This window comes from Streptomyces sp. P9-A4, from assembly GCF_036634195.1.
GTDB lineage: Bacteria > Actinomycetota > Actinomycetes > Streptomycetales > Streptomycetaceae > Streptomyces.
Window position 1 is genome coordinate 435,606 of record NZ_JAZIFY010000001.1, and the last position, 17,760, is coordinate 453,365.

General features: G+C 73.1%; 17 protein-coding genes and 1 riboswitch. Of the genes, 13 read left to right on the plus strand and 4 right to left on the minus strand.

What is annotated here, in order from left to right; all coding sequences use genetic code 11:
- Nucleotides 1-22: 22 nt before the first annotated feature.
- Nucleotides 23-1,990 carry a heavy metal translocating P-type ATPase gene (locus tag V4Y03_RS01950; protein ID WP_332433757.1) on the minus strand — a complete coding sequence of 656 codons (1,968 nt, stop codon included), beginning with the start codon at nt 1,988-1,990 and terminating at the stop codon, nt 23-25.
- A gap of 122 nt (nt 1,991-2,112) precedes the next feature.
- Between V4Y03_RS01950 and V4Y03_RS01955 the strand changes: the two genes are divergently transcribed.
- The 9 genes from V4Y03_RS01955 to V4Y03_RS01995 all read left to right on the plus strand — a co-directional run bounded on the left by V4Y03_RS01955 (nt 2,113) and on the right by V4Y03_RS01995 (nt 9,993).
- Nucleotides 2,113-2,490: an ArsR/SmtB family transcription factor gene (locus V4Y03_RS01955; RefSeq protein WP_317878621.1), complete on the plus strand. Its 378-nt coding sequence runs from the start codon at nt 2,113-2,115 to the stop codon at nt 2,488-2,490.
- 174 nt (nt 2,491-2,664) lie between these two features.
- Complete coding sequence (gene dhaK, locus V4Y03_RS01960) at nt 2,665-3,657, plus strand: dihydroxyacetone kinase subunit DhaK (RefSeq protein WP_317878622.1); 993 nt, start codon at nt 2,665-2,667, stop codon at nt 3,655-3,657.
- Nucleotides 3,658-3,665: 8 nt separating this feature from the next.
- Entirely contained in the window at nt 3,666-4,421 is a 756-nt protein-coding gene (gene dhaL, locus V4Y03_RS01965; protein WP_332433759.1) for a dihydroxyacetone kinase subunit DhaL, read from the plus strand.
- The gene (locus V4Y03_RS01970; RefSeq protein ID WP_332433761.1) at nt 4,418-4,837 is read left to right on the plus strand and encodes a PTS-dependent dihydroxyacetone kinase phosphotransferase subunit DhaM; all 420 of its coding nucleotides are present in this window, start codon (nt 4,418-4,420) and stop codon (nt 4,835-4,837) included. Before dhaL ends, V4Y03_RS01970 begins: the two co-directional genes overlap by 4 nt.
- A 65-nt stretch (nt 4,838-4,902) precedes the next feature.
- Nucleotides 4,903-5,110, plus strand: a riboswitch (cobalamin riboswitch).
- Between the two features lie 29 nt (nt 5,111-5,139).
- Entirely contained in the window at nt 5,140-5,838 is a 699-nt protein-coding gene (locus tag V4Y03_RS01975; protein ID WP_317878144.1) for an energy-coupling factor ABC transporter permease, read from the plus strand.
- A complete protein-coding gene (locus tag V4Y03_RS01980) occupies nt 5,835-6,260 on the plus strand; it encodes an energy-coupling factor ABC transporter substrate-binding protein (protein ID WP_332433762.1) in 426 nt (141 codons plus the stop codon). Before V4Y03_RS01975 ends, V4Y03_RS01980 begins: the two co-directional genes overlap by 4 nt.
- Nucleotides 6,261-6,266: 6 nt before the next feature.
- The gene (cbiQ, locus tag V4Y03_RS01985; protein ID WP_332433764.1) at nt 6,267-7,016 is read left to right on the plus strand and encodes a cobalt ECF transporter T component CbiQ; all 750 of its coding nucleotides are present in this window, start codon (nt 6,267-6,269) and stop codon (nt 7,014-7,016) included.
- A complete protein-coding gene (locus V4Y03_RS01990; protein ID WP_332433766.1) occupies nt 7,013-7,882 on the plus strand; it encodes an ATP-binding cassette domain-containing protein in 870 nt (289 codons plus the stop codon). The genes cbiQ and V4Y03_RS01990 overlap by 4 nt, the downstream gene beginning before the upstream one ends.
- A gap of 95 nt (nt 7,883-7,977) precedes the next feature.
- Entirely contained in the window at nt 7,978-9,993 is a 2,016-nt protein-coding gene (locus V4Y03_RS01995) for an NADPH-dependent 2,4-dienoyl-CoA reductase (protein ID WP_332433768.1), read from the plus strand.
- Between the two features lie 158 nt (nt 9,994-10,151).
- Here V4Y03_RS01995 and V4Y03_RS02000 read toward each other — a convergent pair whose 3' ends face one another.
- Nucleotides 10,152-11,477: a globin domain-containing protein gene (locus V4Y03_RS02000; protein WP_332433769.1), complete on the minus strand. Its 1,326-nt coding sequence runs from the start codon at nt 11,475-11,477 to the stop codon at nt 10,152-10,154.
- A 332-nt stretch (nt 11,478-11,809) separates the two neighbouring features.
- On the opposite strand from V4Y03_RS02000, the gene V4Y03_RS02005 reads away from it, so the two are divergent.
- Entirely contained in the window at nt 11,810-12,769 is a 960-nt protein-coding gene (locus V4Y03_RS02005) for an acyl-ACP desaturase (RefSeq protein ID WP_332433770.1), read from the plus strand.
- A gap of 273 nt (nt 12,770-13,042) precedes the next feature.
- Here the strand turns inward: V4Y03_RS02005 and V4Y03_RS02010 are convergent, their stop codons facing one another.
- Nucleotides 13,043-13,447, minus strand: coding sequence for a pyridoxamine 5'-phosphate oxidase family protein (locus tag V4Y03_RS02010; RefSeq protein WP_332437086.1), 405 nt, complete (start codon nt 13,445-13,447; stop codon nt 13,043-13,045).
- Between the two features lie 290 nt (nt 13,448-13,737).
- Between V4Y03_RS02010 and V4Y03_RS02015 the strand changes: the two genes are divergently transcribed.
- From V4Y03_RS02015 to V4Y03_RS02025, 3 genes are all read left to right on the plus strand, one after another.
- On the plus strand, nt 13,738-14,268 hold the full coding sequence (locus V4Y03_RS02015; protein ID WP_332433771.1) for a hypothetical protein: 531 nt from the start codon (nt 13,738-13,740) through the stop codon (nt 14,266-14,268).
- Nucleotides 14,265-14,903, plus strand: coding sequence for a vitamin K epoxide reductase family protein (locus tag V4Y03_RS02020; protein ID WP_317876846.1), 639 nt, complete (start codon nt 14,265-14,267; stop codon nt 14,901-14,903). Before V4Y03_RS02015 ends, V4Y03_RS02020 begins: the two co-directional genes overlap by 4 nt.
- 332 nt (nt 14,904-15,235) lie before the next feature.
- The gene (locus tag V4Y03_RS02025; RefSeq protein ID WP_317876845.1) at nt 15,236-15,916 is read left to right on the plus strand and encodes a response regulator transcription factor; all 681 of its coding nucleotides are present in this window, start codon (nt 15,236-15,238) and stop codon (nt 15,914-15,916) included.
- A gap of 18 nt (nt 15,917-15,934) precedes the next feature.
- Here V4Y03_RS02025 and V4Y03_RS02030 read toward each other — a convergent pair whose 3' ends face one another.
- A complete protein-coding gene (locus V4Y03_RS02030; RefSeq protein WP_317876844.1) occupies nt 15,935-17,608 on the minus strand; it encodes a sensor histidine kinase in 1,674 nt (557 codons plus the stop codon).
- Between the last annotated feature and the right edge of the window lie 152 nt (nt 17,609-17,760).

Here is a 17,760-nt window from a genome sequence, read left to right on the forward strand (position 1 = left end):
GTGACCCGGCACTTCGCGCGCGTCACGCGGTGGCGCGCCGCCAGGCCGATTCGCGCAGGAGTCGGAGGCCGTTGAGGCCGACGAGGACGGTGGAGCCCTCGTGGCCGAGGACGCCGAGGGGCAGCGGCAGGGTGCCCGCGAGGTCCCAGACGACCAGGCCGGTGATGACCGTGCCCGCGATGACGAGGTTCTGCACGACCAGGCGCCGGGCGGTACGGGACAGGGCGACGACCGTGGGGACGGTGGCGAGTTCGTCGCGGACGATGACCACGTCGGCGGTCTCCAGAGCCAGGTCCGATCCGGCGCGGCCCATGGCGACGCCGGTGTGCGCGGCGGCGAGGGCGGGGGCGTCGTTGACGCCGTCCCCGACGACCATGACCTTGCGGCCCGCTCGTTCCCGCTCCCGGACGGCGGCGACCTTGTCCTGGGGCAGGAGGCCCGCGCGTACGTCCGTGATGCCGACATCGGCGGCCAGGCGGGCGGCGGCGCGCGGGTTGTCGCCGGTGAGCAGCGCGGGCGGGGTGCCGGTGAGCGCGGTCAGGGCCGCGACGGTGGCGGCGGCGTCCGGGCGCAGCCGGTCCGCGATGCCGAGGACGCCGGCCGGGACCCCGTTCACCATGACGAGGACGGCGGTCTGTCCGTCGGCCTCCAGCACGCCCGAGACGGCGGCGGCGCGGGCGGAGAGCGGGTCCCGCCCCCCGGTGAGGAGCCGGGCGGGCGCGCCGACCGCGACCGTGTCGCCGTCCAGGGTGGCGGTGACCCCGGTGCCTGGGGTGGAGCGGAAGTGCTCGACGGGCGCGGGCCGATGACCCCGGGCCCGCGCGGCGGCGACGACCGCGCGGGCCAGCGGGTGCTCGCTGGGGTGCTCGGCCGCGGCGGCGAGGGCGAGGACGGCGTCCTCGCCGGGGCCGGAGTCCGCCATGGCACGGACGGTGGTGACGCGCGGGGTGCCCTCGGTCAGGGTTCCGGTCTTGTCGAGGGCCACCGCGTCGACCTGGCCGAGGCGCTCCATCACGACGGCGGACTTGACCAGGACGCCGTGCCGGCCCGCGTTCGCGAGGGCGGAGAGCAGTGGGGGCATGGTGGCGAGGACGACGGCGCAGGGCGAGGCGACGATCATGAAGGTCATCGCCCGGAGCAGTGCGTCGGTCAGGTCGGCGCCGAGGGCGAGCGGGACGAGGAAGACGGCCAGGGTGGCGGCGACCATGCCGAGCGAGTAGCGCTGCTCGACCTTCTCGATGAACAGCTGTGTGGGGGCCTTGGTCGCGGAGGCCTCTTCCACCATGCGGACGATCCGGGCGATCACCGAGTCCGAGGCGTCGCGTTCGACCCGGACGCGCAGTGCGCCGGTGCCGTTGAGGGTGCCGGCGAAGACCTCGTCGCCGTTCTCCTTGAGCACGGGCAGGGGCTCGCCGGTGATGGTGGCCTGGTCGACCTCGCTCGCGCCCGTCAGGACACGGCCGTCGGCGCCTACCCGCTCGCCGGGGCGGATGACGACCGTGTCGCCGACGAGGAGTTCCCCGGTCGCCACGGTCTCCTCGGTGCCGTCGCCGAGGAGGCGGGTCGCGGTGGTCGGGGCGAGGTCGAGCAGTCCGCGCACCGAGTCGGCGGTACGGGTGGTGGCCACCGCTTCGAGGGCGCCCGAGGTCGCGAAGATGACGATGAGGAGGGCCCCGTCGAGCACCTGCCCGATGGCGGCGGCGCCGAGGGCGGCGACGACCATCAGCAGGTCCACGTCCAGGGTCTTGTCCCTGAGCGCCTTGAGGCCCTCCTTCGCGGGTTCCCAGCCGCCCGCGAGGTAGGCCGCGGCGTACAGGGGTCCCCAGGTCCACGCGGGCGCGCCGAGGAGGTGCGGGGGGAGGGCGGCCAGGAAGAGGACCAGGGCGGCCAGCGCCCAGCGGGCCTCCGGCAGCGCGAGGACGCGGGTGCGGCGGCGCGGCGGCGTGGTCACGGCGGAGGGCCGGGCTGGTTCGGTCAGGGTGGAGACCATGGCGGAAGGAGTCCTTCGGGGGAGGGGGCGCACGCGCTCACCCACGGGAGGGGTCGTACCGTCCCACCGTACAGGAATACTTGAACATCCATTCATGTGTTCATTTCCGTAGGATGGCGTCCATGGGCCACGGAGCGAACACCACGGACGACGGCGCACCCGCGCGCACCCGCCTGACCCCCGAGAACGCGCAGCAGGTCGCCACCACCCTCCAGGCCCTCTCCACACCGTCGAGGCTCCTGATCCTGGCCCGCCTGCGCGAAGGGCCCTGCGCGGCGACCGAACTCGCGGACGCCGTCGGCATGGAGCAGTCCGCCTGCTCCCACCAGCTCCGTCTGCTGCGCAACCTCGGCCTCGTCACCGGCACCCGGCAGGGCCGCTCCGTGGTCTACGCCCTGCACGACGACCATGTCGCCGGCCTCCTCGACCAGGCCCTCCACCACGTGGAGCACCTCCGCCTCGGCGTGACGGACCCGGCCACCGGGGTGCGCGGGGCGTAGCCGGGGCGGGCGGACCGGCCGGGGTCCGCTCGTGTTCCCCGAGAGGGCCGGGCATCCCGTCGTGGTGACCGGAAAGAAGGCGGGGCGTGCGGCGATCACCGCCACAACCGGGCGCCCCCTCACTAGAGTCGGTACCGAGTCGACATTCTCTGTCAGCCTCACCAGGAGGTACCGATGCGCATGCTCATCAACGTCCCCGAGACCGTCGTCGCCGATGCCCTGCGCGGAATGGCCGCCGCGCATCCCGAGCTCAGCGTCGACGTGGAGCGGCGGGTCGTGACGCGGCGGGACGCGCCCGTCGCGGGGAAGGTCGCTCTGGTGTCCGGCGGAGGGTCCGGGCACGAGCCCCTGCACGGCGGGTTCGTGGGGCCGGGGATGCTCGCGGCCGCCTGCCCGGGAGAGGTCTTCACCTCCCCCGTGCCCGACCAGATGGTGCGGGCCGCGGCGGCGGTGGACAGCGGCGCCGGGGTGCTGTTCGTCGTCAAGAACTACACCGGGGACGTCCTGAACTTCGAGATGGCCGCGGAACTCGCCGAGGAGGAGGGCATCCGGGTCGCCAAGGTCCTCGTCGACGACGACGTCGCCGTCACGGACAGCCTGTACACGGCGGGCCGGCGCGGCACCGGCGCCACCCTCTTCGTGGAGAAGATCGCGGGCGCGGCGGCCGAGGAGGGCGCCCCGCTGGAGCGGGTGGAGTCGATCGCCCGCCGGGTGAACGAACGCTCCCGGTCCTTCGGCGTGGCGCTCGCCGCGTGCACCACCCCCGCCAAGGGCAGCCCCACCTTCGACCTCCCGGAAGGCGAACTGGAGCTGGGGGTCGGCATCCACGGCGAACCCGGACGCGAGCGGCGGCCGATGATGACCTCGCGGGAGATCGCGGACTTCGCCGTCGACGCCGTCCTGACGGACCTGCGCCCGTCCGGGCCGGTGATCGCCCTGGTGAACGGGATGGGAGCGACCCCGCTCCTCGAACTGTACGGATACAACGCCGAGGTGCAGCGGGTGCTCGGCGAGCGGGGGGTGCCGGTGGCCCGGACCCTGGTCGGGAACTACGTGACCTCGCTCGACATGGCCGGCTGCTCGGTGACCCTGTGCGAGGTGGACGAGGAACTGCTGCGGCTCTGGGACGCGCCCGTGGAGACACCGGCGCTGCGCTGGGGACGGTGAGCCGGGTGATGGAACAGGTGGGAGAGAAGGAAGAGACGGGAGAGGCGGACCGGGTGGACGACGGCACGGAGACCTTCGGCGCGGACTTCCTGGTCCGCTGGCTGACCCACCTGGCCGAGGCGGTCGACCGCGAGGCGGACCGGCTCACCGAGCTGGATTCGGCCATCGGCGACGCCGACCACGGCGTCAACCTCAAGCGCGGGTTCGCCGCCGTGAGCGACATCCTCGCGAAGGAGCCGCCGGCGACGCCGGGCGCGGTGCTCACCACCGCCGGACGGCAGTTGATCTCCACGGTCGGCGGCGCGTCGGGGCCGCTGTACGGCACGCTGCTGCGCCGTGCGGGCAAGACGCTGGGCGACGGCGAGCGGGTCACCCGGGCCGAGTTGGCGGAGGCCCTCGGTGCCGGTGTGGCGGCCGTGTCGCAGCTGGGCGGGGCCCAGGTGGGCGACAAGACGATGCTGGACGCCCTCGTGCCGGCCGTGGAGGGGCTGCGGGAGTCGTACGGTGCCGCCCGTACGGCTGCCGAGGCGGGCGCCCTCGCGACCGTACCCCTGAGGGCCCGCAAGGGCAGGGCCAGTTACCTCGGCGAGCGGTCGGTGGGCCACCAGGACCCGGGGGCGACGTCCTCGGCCCTGCTGTTCGCGGCACTCGACGAGACGGCGGGCGCGGAAGCCTCACGCAGCGAGGAAGCCTCACGCAGCGCGGAGTCCTCGCGTACGGAAGCGGCGGGCGCCGAGACCTCGCGCGCCGAGGGGGCGTCATGAGCGGCGGGACCCCGGCCGGTTCCGTCGGCATCGTGCTCGTCTCGCACAGCGCCGCCGTCGCGACGGCGGTGGCCGAGCTGGCCCGGGGGCTCGCCGGCGGCGGCGACCTGGCGCCCGTGGCCCCCGCGGGCGGGACCCCGGACGGCGGCCTCGGCACAAGTTCCGAGCTGATCTGCGAGGCGGCGAAGGCCGTCGACCGGGGCGCCGGGGTGGCGGTCCTGGTCGATCTGGGCAGCGCCGTACTCACCGTGAAGGCGCTGCTCGCCGAGGGCGACGAACTGCCCGGGGGCACCCGCCTGGTGGACGCGCCGTTCGTCGAGGGCGCGGTCGCCGCCCTGGTCACGGCGAGCGCGGGCGGGGACCTCGACGCGGTGGCCGCGGCGGCCTCGGAGGCGTACGCCTACCGCAAGGAGTGAGTGCGCGGAGTGACCGAGACGCCGCACCGGGTGGCGACCGTGTTGTGATCCAGCAGGTCAACGCACTAATGTCGCAGGGCCTTGGTGTACGGGAAACCGGTGAAGTACCGGTGCGGCCCTCGCCACTGTGATCGGGAGGTCCGGCTCCACCCCCGCGGGGAACACCCTCGGGGAAGCCACTGGACCGCGTCGGGAGACCGTCGTGGTGTGGGAAGGCGGAGTCCGGACGGCATGACCGTCAGCCAGGAGACCGGCCAGGGTGCGTTGTCCATCCACGAGGTGCTGGAGAGGGTCTCCCAACCATGCATATAGCCGAGGGGTATCTACCCCCTGTGCACGCCGCCGCCTGGGGCGTCGCGTCCGCGCCGTTCGTCGTCCACGGGGTCCGCGCGCTGACCCGCGAGGTGCGGTCGAATCCCGAGTCCACCCTGCTGCTCGGCGCCTCCGGCGCCTTCACCTTCGTCCTGTCGGCACTCAAACTGCCCTCGGTGACGGGGAGTTGCTCACACCCGACCGGTACGGGTCTGGGCGCCATCCTGTTCCGGCCGCCGATCATGGCGGTCCTGGGGACGATCACCCTGCTCTTCCAGGCGCTGCTGCTCGCGCACGGCGGCCTGACCACGCTCGGCGCGAACGCCTTCTCGATGGCGATCGTCGGCCCCTGGGCCGGCTACGGGACGTACCGGCTGGTGCGCCGCCTCGGGGCGCCGCTGATGGTCGCCGTCTTCTTCGGCGCGTTCGTCGCCGACCTCTCCACGTACTGCGTGACCAGCGTCCAGCTGGCCCTGGCCTTCCCCGACCCGGGCAGCGGTGTCCCCGGCGCGCTCGTCAAGTTCGGCGGGATCTTCGCCGTGACGCAGATTCCGCTCGCGGTGAGCGAGGGCCTGCTCACCGTCCTCGTGATGCGGCTGCTCACGCAGTCCAGCAAGGGTGAACTGATCCGGCTCGGCGTCCTCGCCGGGCGTCGGACGGACCGGCACGAGGAGGCGGCCGCGCGATGAGCAGGAACGCGAAGATCAACGCCCTGCTGCTGCTCGTCGTCGCCGCGCTCGCGGTGCTGCCGCTGGCGCTGGGGCTCGGGGACCACAAGAAGGAGCCGTTCACCGGCTCCGACGCGGAGGCGGAGACCGCGATCACGGAACTTCGCCCGGACTACGAGCCGTGGTTCAGCCCCTTGTACGAGCCGCCGTCCGGAGAGATCGAGTCCGCGCTGTTCGCCTTGCAGGCGGCCGTCGGCGCGGGCGTCCTGGCGTACTACTTCGGTCTGCGGCGGGGCCGCAGACAGGGGGCGGAACGAGCGAAGGCGGAGGCCGGGGCGGCCGTGGAGGAGGGGGCCGCCGCGCACGAGCACGGCGCCGCTCCCCCGCACGACGAGCCCGCCGCCGCGCCGCCGCGCGGGGCACCCGACGGGCAGGACGCGTAGCCGCCGATGCTGCCGATCGACGCGGCGGCGCACAGCGGTCGCTGGCGCCTCCGTCATCCTGCCGAGAAGGCGCTGCTCGGCTTCGGCCTGACCTTGTGCGCCGTCGGTCTGCCGCCGTGGCCGGGCGCCGTGCTCGTCGCGGCGGCCACGCTCACGGTCCTGCTCGGTCCGGCCGGTGTGCCGGGCCGGGCCCTGTGGCGGGCCTTCCGGGTGCCGCTCGCGTTCTGCGTCACGGGAGCCGTTCCGCTGCTCTTCGAGGTCGGCGGCGCCCGGGGGCTCGTCGCGTGGGCGCCCGGCGGGCCCGCGCAGGCGGGCGGGCTGCTGCTGCGGACCGCGTCGGCCTCGCTCGGGGTGCTGCTGTTCGCGTTCACGACGCCGGTGTCGGACGTCCTGCCCCGGCTCGTACGGGCCGGGGTGCCGGCGCCGGTGGTCGACGTGGCGCTCGTGATGTACCGGATCATCTTCCTGCTGCTCGACTCGCTGGCCAAGATCCGGCAGGCGCAGGCGGCCCGGCTCGGGCACACCACACGGGCGGCGACCTGGCGGTCGCTGGCCGGTCTCGGCGCGACGACGTTCGTCCGGGCCTTCGACCGGGCGCAGCGGCTGCAGTCGGGGCTCGCCGGGCGGGGTTACGACGGGACGCTGCGGGTCATGGTGCCCGCGTGTGCGGTGTCCCGCCGGTTCCTCGCCGCCTCGGGCGCGCTCCTCGCGGGGCTCGTCGCCCTCACCCTCGTACTGGAAAGGTTCCTTCCGTGACGTCTTCGACGCCCCCCACCCCCGTCGTCGAGCTGGTCCGCGCCGGTTTCGCCTACGAGGACGGTCCCGCTGTCCTCTCCGGGGTGGACTTCGCGGTGGCGGAAGGGCGCGCGGTCGCGCTGCTCGGCCGCAACGGCGGCGGCAAGACGACGCTGCTTCGGCTGCTCAGCGGCGGTCTGCGGTGCGGGAGCGGGTCGCTGCTCCTGGACGGGGAGGAGGTGGCGTACGACCGGAAGGGGCTGACCCTGCTGCGGACGACCGTGCAGCTGGTGGTGCAGGACCCGGACGACCAGCTGTTCGCCGCGTCGGTCGGCCAGGACGTGTCGTTCGGGCCGATGAACCTGGGACTGCCGGAGGAGGAGGTGCGGCTCCGGGTGCGCGAGGCGCTGGAGGCGCTGGACATCGCGGCCCTGGAGGACCGGCCGACGCACCTGCTGTCGTACGGGCAGCGCAAGCGGGCGGCGATCGCGGGGGCCGTGGCGATGCGGCCACGGGTGCTGATCATGGACGAGCCGACGGCGGGACTCGATCCGCACGGCCAGGAGCGGCTGCTCGACACGCTCCACCGGCTGCGCGGCTCGGGCACGACGGTGGTGATGGCGACGCACGACGTGGATCTGGCGTTGCGCTGGGCGGACGAGGCGGCGGTGCTGGCCCCTTCGGGGCTGCGGACCGGGCCGGTCGCGGAGCTGCTCGCGGACGACGCGCTGCTCGCCGAGGCCCGGCTGCGGCGGCCGTGGGGCACGTCGGTGGCCCGGCTGCTCCGCGCGCATGGTCTGCTGGCCCCCGGTGCGCCGGAGCCGCGCACCCCGGAGGAGCTGGAGGCGTGGTCGGGGGTGGTGGCGGCCCGCTTTGCTACCGAGTAGTAGACATCACGCCTCTCTCCTTCTGCAACTAGTTGCATAACCGCCTGGGAGCCCCTAGAACTGGGGGCGAAGATCCTGCGCGAGGAGGCGCCCGCATGACCCCGTACCCGCACCTGCTGAGCCCGCTCGACCTCGGGTTCACCACCCTGCCCAACCGGGTGATCATGGGATCGATGCACGTCGGCCTGGAGGAGACCGAGCACGGCTTCGAGCGCATGGCCGCGTTCTACGCCGAGCGCGCCCGGGGCGGTGTCGGCCTCATCGTCACCGGCGGCATCGCGCCCAACGAGGCCGGGCGCCCCTGGGACGGCGGCGCGAAGCTCACCACGGCGGAGGAGGCGGCCGAGCACCGGCTGATCACCGACGCCGTGCACGGGGCCGGTGGCCGGATCGCGATGCAGATCCTGCACTTCGGCCGGTACGCGTACCACCCCGGCCTCGTCGCGCCGAGCGCCCTCAAGGCGCCCATCAGCCCCTTCGTACCGAACGAGCTGACCGAGGCCGAGGTCGAGCAGACCGTCGAGGACTACGCGCGCTGCGCCGAACTCGCCAAGGAGGCCGGGTACGACGGTGTCGAGGTGATGGGCTCCGAGGGTTACCTGATCAACGAGTTCATCGCCGCCGCGACCAACCAGCGCACCGACCGCTGGGGTGGCTCGTACGAGAACCGCGTGCGGTTCCCGCTGGAGATCGTCCGCCGGATCCGCGAGCGGGTCGGCACGGACTTCATCGTCGTCTACCGCCTGTCCATGCTGGACCTCGTGCCCGGCGGTTCCACCCTGGAGGAGGTCGTCCGGCTGGCCAAGGAGATCGAGGCGGCCGGCGCGACCATCATCAACACCGGCATCGGCTGGCACGAGGCCCGCATCCCCACCATCGCGACCTCCGTGCCGCGCGGGGCGTACACCTGGGTGACGAAGAAGCTGATGGGCGCGGTCTCCGTGCCGCTCGTCACCAGCAACCGCATCAACACCCCCGAGGTCGCCGAGGAGATCCTCGCGGACGGCCGCGCCGACCTCGTCTCGCTGGCCCGCCCCTTCCTCGCCGACCCGGACTTCGTCGCCAAGGCCACGGCCGGGCGCGCCGACACGATCAACACCTGCATCGGCTGCAACCAGGCCTGCCTGGACCACACGTTCAACCTGAAGATCACCTCCTGTCTGGTCAACCCGCGCGCCTGCCACGAGACCGAGCTGGTCCTCTCCCCCACCCGCCGCGCCAAGCGGATCGCCGTCGTCGGCGCGGGGCCGGCCGGCCTGTCCTGCGCGGTGTCGGCGGCCGAGCGGGGCCACTCCGTGACGCTGTTCGACGCGGCGGCCGAGATCGGAGGCCAGCTGAACATCGCCAAGCGGGTGCCCGGCAAGGAGGAGTTCGACGAGACGCTGCGCTACTTCCGCGTGCAGCTCGCCGAGCGCGGTGTCGACGTCCGGCTGAACACATACGTGTCACCCGCCGACCTCGCGGAGTACGACGAGGTCGTCGTCGCCACGGGCGTCTCCCCCCGCACCCCCGGGATCGCGGGCGAGGACCACCCGAGCGTCCTGAGCTACCTGGACGTGCTGCGGGACGGCGCGCCCGTCGGCGAGCGGGTCGCGATCATCGGTGCGGGCGGCATCGGCTTCGACGTCGCGGAGTTCCTGACGGACGGCGGGGAGGGCGCGAGCCAGGACCCCGAGACGTACTTCCGCCAGTGGGGCGTGGACACGTCGTACGAGAACCGGGGCGGGCTGCGCACCCCCGAACGCGGTGCGGCGCCGCGCCAGGTGCACCTGCTCCAGCGCAAGGAGTCCAAGGTCGGCGCGGGCCTCGGCAAGACCACGGGGTGGATCCACCGCACCGAGCTCAAGCACCGGGGCGTGGCGATGGTCGCGGGTGTGTCGTACGACCGGATCGACGACGAGGGCCTGCACCTCACGATCGGCGGGGAGGCGCAGCTGCTCCCGGTCGACACGGTGGTGCTGTGCGCGGGCCAGGAGCCGCGCCGCGACCTGTACGAGGACCTGGTGGCGGCGGGCCGAGTGGCACACCTGATCGGCGGCGCGGACGTAGCCGCCGAACTGGACGCCAAGCGCGCCATCGACCAGGGAACACGACTCGCGGCGACGCTGTGACGGCCGTGGCCGACCGCTCCTAGGGCCTGTCGTCGCACTCCCGTCGTCGCCCGAAGGGCGGCCCCGCGGCGTCCGGTGCGTGCTCTCGCCGTACCGGGCGTCGTGGGGCAGGCGGGAGTCTGACGACAGGCCCTGGTGACCTGAGTCACTCGCGCCGTCTACGAGGCCGCTTCTGCCCACTCTCCGTGCTGTATGGGTTCGGTCCCGCCCGCGCTGACCGGGTCGTGGCGGATCCGCTCGGCGGGCACACCCGTGGCGGCCAGGACGTCCGTCACGGCACCGACCATGGCGGGCGGGCCACCCAGGCAGGCCACGTGCCGCTGCCAGAGGCCGTGCCGGGCCACGGCCTCAGCCATCGTCGCTTCGTGTCCGGCCCCGGGTCCCTGCCCGATCACGGGGATCACGCGCAGCCAGGGACACCGCCGCTCCAGCACGGTCACGGCCGGCATGTCGTACAGGTCGGCACGGTGGCGGGCGCCGAGGAACAGATGGACAGCGCGGCCCGGCTCGCGGTGGTCGGCCAGGTCTTCCAGCAGGGCTCTGAGAGGCGCCCATCCGGTGCCGCCGGCCACGAGCAGGACGTCGCGGGCTCTGTCGTCGTCGGTCGTCATCCGGCCGCGGGCCGGGCCCAGGCGCAGGGTGTCGCCGACGCGGGTGTGCTTGACCAGGGCCTCGCTCAGGCCGCCCGGGGCGGTGTGCCGCACGTGGAACTCCAGCTCCGCGCCGGGCCGGGGTGCGCGGGCCAGGGAGTAGCGCCGCCAGGTCCGCGGGAGCAGCGGTGACTCCACGGCGGCGTACTGCCCGGCCTTGTAGGGGTAGGGCTCGGCCGTGCGGACGCGGAGCACGGCGAGATCGGGGCGGCGGAGCTCGTGCGCGCTCACGACGCCGTTCCAGTACAGCGGTTCGGTCATCGCCGCCTCGGCGCCGTCGACCATGGCCGCGACGGCGAACCGCACCATCCGCAGCCAGGCTCCTTCGAGCTCGGGGCTCCACCACACGCCTGCGCGGCGGTGCAGCCCCTCGCGGAGCGCCTGCTCGAACGTTTCGAAGTGCGCTGCCCGGACGCCGAGTTTGCGGTGGTCGCCGCCCAACTGGCGCAGGGTGACGGCGATGTCGGCGGGCCGGTGCAGATGGTCGATCAAGTACTGGAAGATCCTGGCGAGATGGGCCTGCTGGAACTCCATCGATTCGGGGAACAGTGACCGCAGGTAGGGGCGCCGCTCGAACATCGCCGCATAGAGGTGGGTGATCAACTCGTCGAAAGGCGTGACCAGATGGAGATCCCGCAGGATGACGGTCTGGTCGTACGCGCCGTCGTACGCGCCCGCGGTGCCGAGCGGATCGGCTTCGCCCGCCCCGGACTGCCGTGCGGGCGCCAGCAGGCTACGGCGCAGCCGCATCGCCTCGTGCCGCGCCAGCAGGGCGTGATAGTCCTCGTGCAGCGGGGTCGCCTCACAGGTCCCCGCACCAGGTGTCGGCGTCATCAGAGGTCCCTCGCACAGGCGCCGGACGCGGGACTCGTGCGGGCCAGGACGCAAGCGGCGAAGGCGTACGGAGCGAGGTGCGGTGGACGCGGGAATCGGAGAAGTCGGAGCGGACGGGGTGGGCACGGCATTGGCGCGAATCCTGTCGGAAATGAGTATGAACGTATTGCAGAGCCGAAATGGCACGCCAGTATCACATCGGGGTGAAGTGCCCTATAGGCCCTGGTTCCCAGGGCCGAACGGCCCTAGCCGGTGCCCGCTCCTGTCCGCCTACGGTGACCGACCTACGCACCCGTAGGTTTCGCGCCGCACCGAGAGCTGGAGCCCCGCCCATGCCCCCTGCCCGTCTCACCTGGACCGACGCCGAACTCCTCGTCGCGTTGGAGGAGGTGGTGGAGCGCGAACTCAACCGGCATCTGAGCGTGTTCAAGGATTGGATGCCGCACGAGTACGTGCCGTGGAGCCAGGGCCGGGACTTCGATGGACCGCTGGGCGGCGAAGCCTGGTCACCGGAGCAGTCCACGCTCACCGAGGTCGGCCGCGTCGCGCTGGTGGTGAACCTGTTGACCGAGGACAACCTGCCCAGCTACCACCACGAGATCGCCACCCTGTTCGGCCGTGACGGCGCCTGGGGTACGTGGGTGCACCGCTGGACCGCTGAGGAGGCCCGGCACTCCATCGTGCTGCGCGACTACCTCCTCGCCACGCGGGCCGTGGACCCGGCCGCCCTCGAACGGGCCCGGATGACCCACATGAGCGCGGGCTTCGTCTCGGACAACCGGCACTCGCCCTTGCACACCGTGGCCTACGTCGCCTTCCAGGAACTGGCCACCCGCATCTCGCACCGCAACACCGGCCACCTGTCCGGTGACCCGGTCTGCGACCGCATGCTGGCCCAGGTCGCCAGGGACGAGAACCTCCACATGGTCTTCTACCGCAACCTCCTCAAGGCCGCCCTGGAACTCGCCCCGGACCAGGCGATGCGGGCCGTCGCCGATGTGGTCACCGGCTTCCGCATGCCCGGTCACGGCATGCCCGGCTTCGAGCGGGCGGCGGTACGGATCGCCGTCGGCGGCGTCTACAACCTGCGAGTCCATCACGACGACGTGCTCCAGCCGGTACTGCGCCACCTCAAGGTCATGGACATCTCCGGCCTGGGTCCCGACGGCCTCAAGGCCCAGGACGAGCTCGGCGTGTTCCTCGGCGATCTGGACACCCAGGCCGCCCGGTTCGACGAACGCCGCGCCGCGCTCCTCGCCCGTCGTGCGGCCGGGGCGAGTTCACGCGCCTGAACGTCCACCGGGCCCGTGCACGTGGCACGGGCCCGGGCCCGGGCCTCGGACGGGCCGGGGCGCGGCCCTCCGTCGCCCCTGGCCGGGCGGCGCGCGGCCGAGGAGGTGGCGGGCGCCGCGTGAGGCGCGGGCACGGTGAGCCGTGGGGCCCCCGGCCGTGTGCGGAACGGGGTGCAACCGTCTTCTCTCCCGCACCGCGGACCGCGTGACGCGGTCGGCCCCATGAGGAGGGGCTCCGGCCCTGCGGGGACCGGAGCGCCCGGCGGAGCGGTGTCAGTCGGCGGCGACGAGTCGGATGCCCGTGACGAGGTCCGGATGCACGCGGACGACGTAGTCCAAGTGCTGGTCGGTCCACGGGTGGAGTGCCGCCCGGTACCGGGCGGCCTCTTCGAGGTCGGTGATCAGCTGGCAGTAGCCGGTGACGACGACGCTCCAGCCGAGGCGGGTCGCGAGATCGATGTCGTCGGCCTCGTAGGCGACGACGACACCGCTGGGACCGGCCTGCTGGGCGTGCCGGGCCAGCGCCGCGCCCTCGTGGGTGCGGATGATGATGTCGCCGCCGTCCACAAGGTGGTTGACGGGGCGGATGGCGGGGAGCGCCCGCTGGGTGAAGACGATGCGACCGAGCGACACTTCGGAGAGGAGCCGCAGCGCCTCGTCGCTGTCCAGCTCGACCATGCGTCGCCTCGGCTCCGCCGCGGAGTCGGCCCGGTGGGGGTCGGCGAGGTCGGGGACTGCTTCCTTGTGCACGGGTGCCTGCCTGGGGGCTTCGGTGGGGTCGCGCGGTGCGCGAGTAGGGGCCGTGGGGCTCCGACGGCCTCAGTACAGGTCACGTGGGCGCGGCCGGGAAGGGCCGTTCGGCCCCTGTCACCCCGGCCGCAGGTGACTGTTCACTGAGCGGCGGACCTCACAGGTCCCACGGAGCGACAGCCGACGAGTGCCCGGCGGGCGGGAAGGTGAGGAGAGACATGATCGCGGTGGTGGGACACGAGGAGCTGCCCCCGGACACGTCGGCCATGGTGGAGCGAGAGCTGCGCGTACGCCTGGAGCGGTACGCCGATCCCGCGCCCGGTCTGGTTCGCGTCGGATCGGGAGCGTCGGTGCCCTTCGCCCGCGCTGTGCGGGCGTCGGGTCGACAGCTCGTCGCGGTCCTGCCCGCGCGGGGTGCCGTGCCGGCACCGCTGCCGCCGCGCGACCTGGAGCCGGCCCGTGAGCTGATGGCGCTCGCGGAGGAGGTCCGCCTGCTGGCCTATGACCCCGCGGACCGTGACTCCCGCGTGCGCGCCGACGAGGCGCTGGTCGCCCGGAGCGACCTGCTGCTGGCGGTCTGGGACGGGTCCCCGACCAACGGGCGGGACGCCACCGCGCACATGGTGGCCTACGCGAGGGCGCACGGGGTGAGGGTGGAGGTGGTGTGGCCGGTCGGGGCGGTTCGCGGGGCGACAGCCCCTTCGGTCCCCGCCGCCCGACCCGCCTGCCGCACGAAAGAGCGACGATGACCAGCGTTCTGCATGACCGCGCCACCTCCGGGGAGACCCTCCCGGCCGACCGCAGGACCGGAGCCACGTGTGCCTTCGCGTGGCTCCTGGTGATCACCGGCGGGCTCGGGCTGCTCGCCTCATGGGTGATCACCCTGGACAAGTTCCTGATCCTTCAGGACCCCGGCTTCATCCCGTCCTGCAACCTCAGCCCGGTGATCTCCTGCGGCAGCGTGATGCGCAGCGAGCAAGCGGAGGTGTTCGGGTTCCCGAACCCGATGCTCGGCCTCGTCGCCTATGGCGTCGTCGTCGCGATCGGCGTCGGCGCGCTGGCCGGGGCCCGCTACCGGCGCTGGTTCTGGCTCGGGCTCAACTTCGGTGCGCTGCTGGGGGCGGGCTTCTGCATGTGGCTGATGAGCCAGGCCCTGTACGAGATCGGCGCCCTGTGCCTGTGGTGCTGTCTGGCCTGGGCGGCGACCGTCGTCATGTTCTGGTACACGACGGTGCACAACCTGAAGCACGGCGTCCTGCGCGCGCCGAGGCTCCTGGTCGCCGGGGCGGTGGAGTTCCACTGGGCTGTACCGGTCGTGTGGTGCGGCAGCATCGTGATGCTGATCGCCACACGTTTCTGGGACTACTGGAGCCGCCTGCTGTGAGACCGGTCAGGGGGGTACTGGCGCGGCCTGGGTGTGCCGGGCCCGGGGCCTGGGGGACGGCCGGGCCGCGCCGGGGCCGGCACCCCAGGTCGCGGAGGCGAGTCGAACACGGGGACGGACGTGCCGGATAGGGCCGTTCGGCCCCATGGACCCGGGGCCGAAGGGCCCGGAGCCGGTGTTGTCATACTGGCGCTCGTTTCGCCCGGGGCCGGGCAGTGGACCGGCCCGAAGGCCACCGCCCTCGCGCGTGGCCGTCTCGCCCCTGCCCTGGAGTTCTTGGTGACAACGTGCTGACCGCCGGACATCCCACCGCTTCCGCCGACCCCTCCGGCATGTCCGTGCGGGTCTTCCTGCTCGACGACCACGAGGTCGTGCGCCGGGGAGTGCGCGATCTGCTCGAAGCCGAGCCCGACATCGTGGTGGTCGGCGAGGCGGCCAGTGCCCGGGAGGCGCTCGCCCGGGTGCCCGCGGCACGGCCGGACGTGGCCGTGCTCGACGTACGCCTCGGCACCGCGACCGGCGGCGATCACGAGGGCGTGGAGGTGTGCCGCGAACTCCGTGCGGAGCTGCCGGAGCTGGCCTGCCTGATGCTGACCTCGTTCGACGACGACGAGGCCCTGTTCGACGCCATCATGGCGGGCGCGGCGGGATACGTTCTCAAGCAGATCGGCGGCTCGGACCTGGTGGCCGCCGTCCGCGCGGTCGCGACGGGCACGTCGCTCCTCGACCCCCGGCTGACGAGCCGTGTGATGGCCCGGATACGGGAGCCCAAGCCGGAGCCCGAGGCGGTCGTGCCCGGAGAACTCGACCGGCTCTCACCCCGCGAGCTGGAGATCCTCGATCTGATCGGGCTCGGCCTGACGAATCGCCAGATCGCCGATCGGCTGTTCCTCGCCGAGAAGACGGTGAAGAACCGCGTGTCGTCCATCCTCGGCAAGCTGGGGGTGGGGCGCCGGCTTCAGGCGGCGATGATCGCCGAACGGCTCCGGGACGCCCCGGGACGCGGTCGGTGAACCCTGGTGAGCGGGCTGTCAGTTCGCGGACAGCGGGGCGCTCCAGGTGATCCTCGCACCATGCTCTCCGGACGCGTCGAGACGAAGACTTCCCCGGCACTGCTCCGCGCGCGAGCCCATGTTGAGCAGCCCGCCGGTCGGGCGGGCCCGCCCCAGGCCGACCCCGTCGTCCGTGACCGTCAGGACCAGTCGGTCGGCCGCGTCGGGGATGGAGAGTTCCACGCCGGCATGGCTCGCCCGCGCGTGTCGTGCGGTATTGCTCAGGGCCTCTGCCACCACCGCCAGCACGTGTTCGGCCAGCGCGCCGGAGACGGTGCTGTCGACCGGGCCCGAGATCCGCAGCGAGGGCATGAACCCCAGGTGCTGAGAGGCCAGTTGGACAGTCTCGGCGAGTCGTCGGCGTAGCGCGGGACCGCCGCGGTCGTCGTCGGCCGTGCGTAGCTGAAGAATCGTGGAGCGGATGATCTGGATGGTGGCGTCGAGATCGTCCACCGCTCGCGCGACCCGCTCCGCGGCACCGGCGTCCCCGATCGTCCGGGTCGCGCTCTGCAGCGTCATTCCCGTGGCGAAGAGCCGCTGGATCGCGACGTCGTGCAGGTCGCGTGCGATGCGGTCGCGGTCGTGGAGCACGGCGAGCTCCTCGGACTCGGCCCGCCGCCGGGCGAGTTCGAGGGCGATCGCCGCCTGATCGGCGAAACCGCTGATCAAGAGCGTCTCGTTGGTGTCGAAGGTGGGCGTCCCTGCGCGTCGGCTCAGGCGCAGAGCCCCGCACACGGCGTCGTCGAGGGGAAGAGGCACAGCGACCACCGGGCCGTGGGCGGGCACGGTGGCCTCGAGTGCGCGGCCTCGGGGATCGGCACGGACGTCCGCCGACACGACCGTACGCCGGGTGTGGGCCGCGAGACCCGCGAGCGAGCCGGTCGCCGGGAGCCTGGCCCCGTCGACTGCCGCGGCAGAGTCTCCGTACGTCACCCGGACCGACAGCTCCAGCCCCGAGCCGGTCGGGAGCAGGATCGCGGCCTGGTCGGCGTCGGCGACCTCCATGGCGCGCTGGGTGATGAGCTGGAGGACCACGTCCGTTTCCGTGCCGGCGAGCAGCTCGCGGGTGATCTCGCCGAGCGCTTCGAGGCGGCGCTCCCGGCGCTGGCTGTCGTGGTAGAGCCGGGCGTTGTCGATGGCCACGCCCGCCGCCGTCGACAGTGTGGTGAGGACCGCCTCGTCGTCGGCGTCGAACGCTCCGCCGCTCCGCTTCTCGGTCAGGTAGATGTTGCCGAAGACCTCGTCGCGGACCCGGATCGGTGCCCCGAGGAAAGTCCGCATCGGCGGATGATGCGCCGGGAACCCGAAGCTGCTGGGATGCCGGGTGAGGTCGTCGAGCCGCAGCGGCATCGGGTTGTGGATCAGTTCGCCGAGGATGCCGTGCCCGCACGGCGCCGTGCCGATCCGCGCGACCAGGTCCTCGGCCATGCCCACCGGCAGGAACTGCGACAGCTTCTGCCCGTCGTCGACCACGCCGAGCGCCCCGTACCGGGCGTCGGTGAGACTGACCGCGGCCTCGACGATGCTCCGCAGCACCTGCGGGAGTTCGAGGTCGCGGCCGAGGTCCATGACCGCGGCGAGCAGGCCGTGTATCCGCTCGGGGACGTCGAGCCGGGGCCAGGGTGGATGCGGCCTCGGTGTGGTGTCGGACATGTCTGCCGTCTGCTCTCGTCTCGTGTGGCGAACGTCCGGACGGCGGCGGGCCGACCAGGGGGTGTCCCCGGGGGACCGTCGCAGCCTACGAGGAGCGGCGGGAGCACGAACGGCCGGGGCCGTTCGGCCCTGCCACGGCGCCGGCTCCGGGT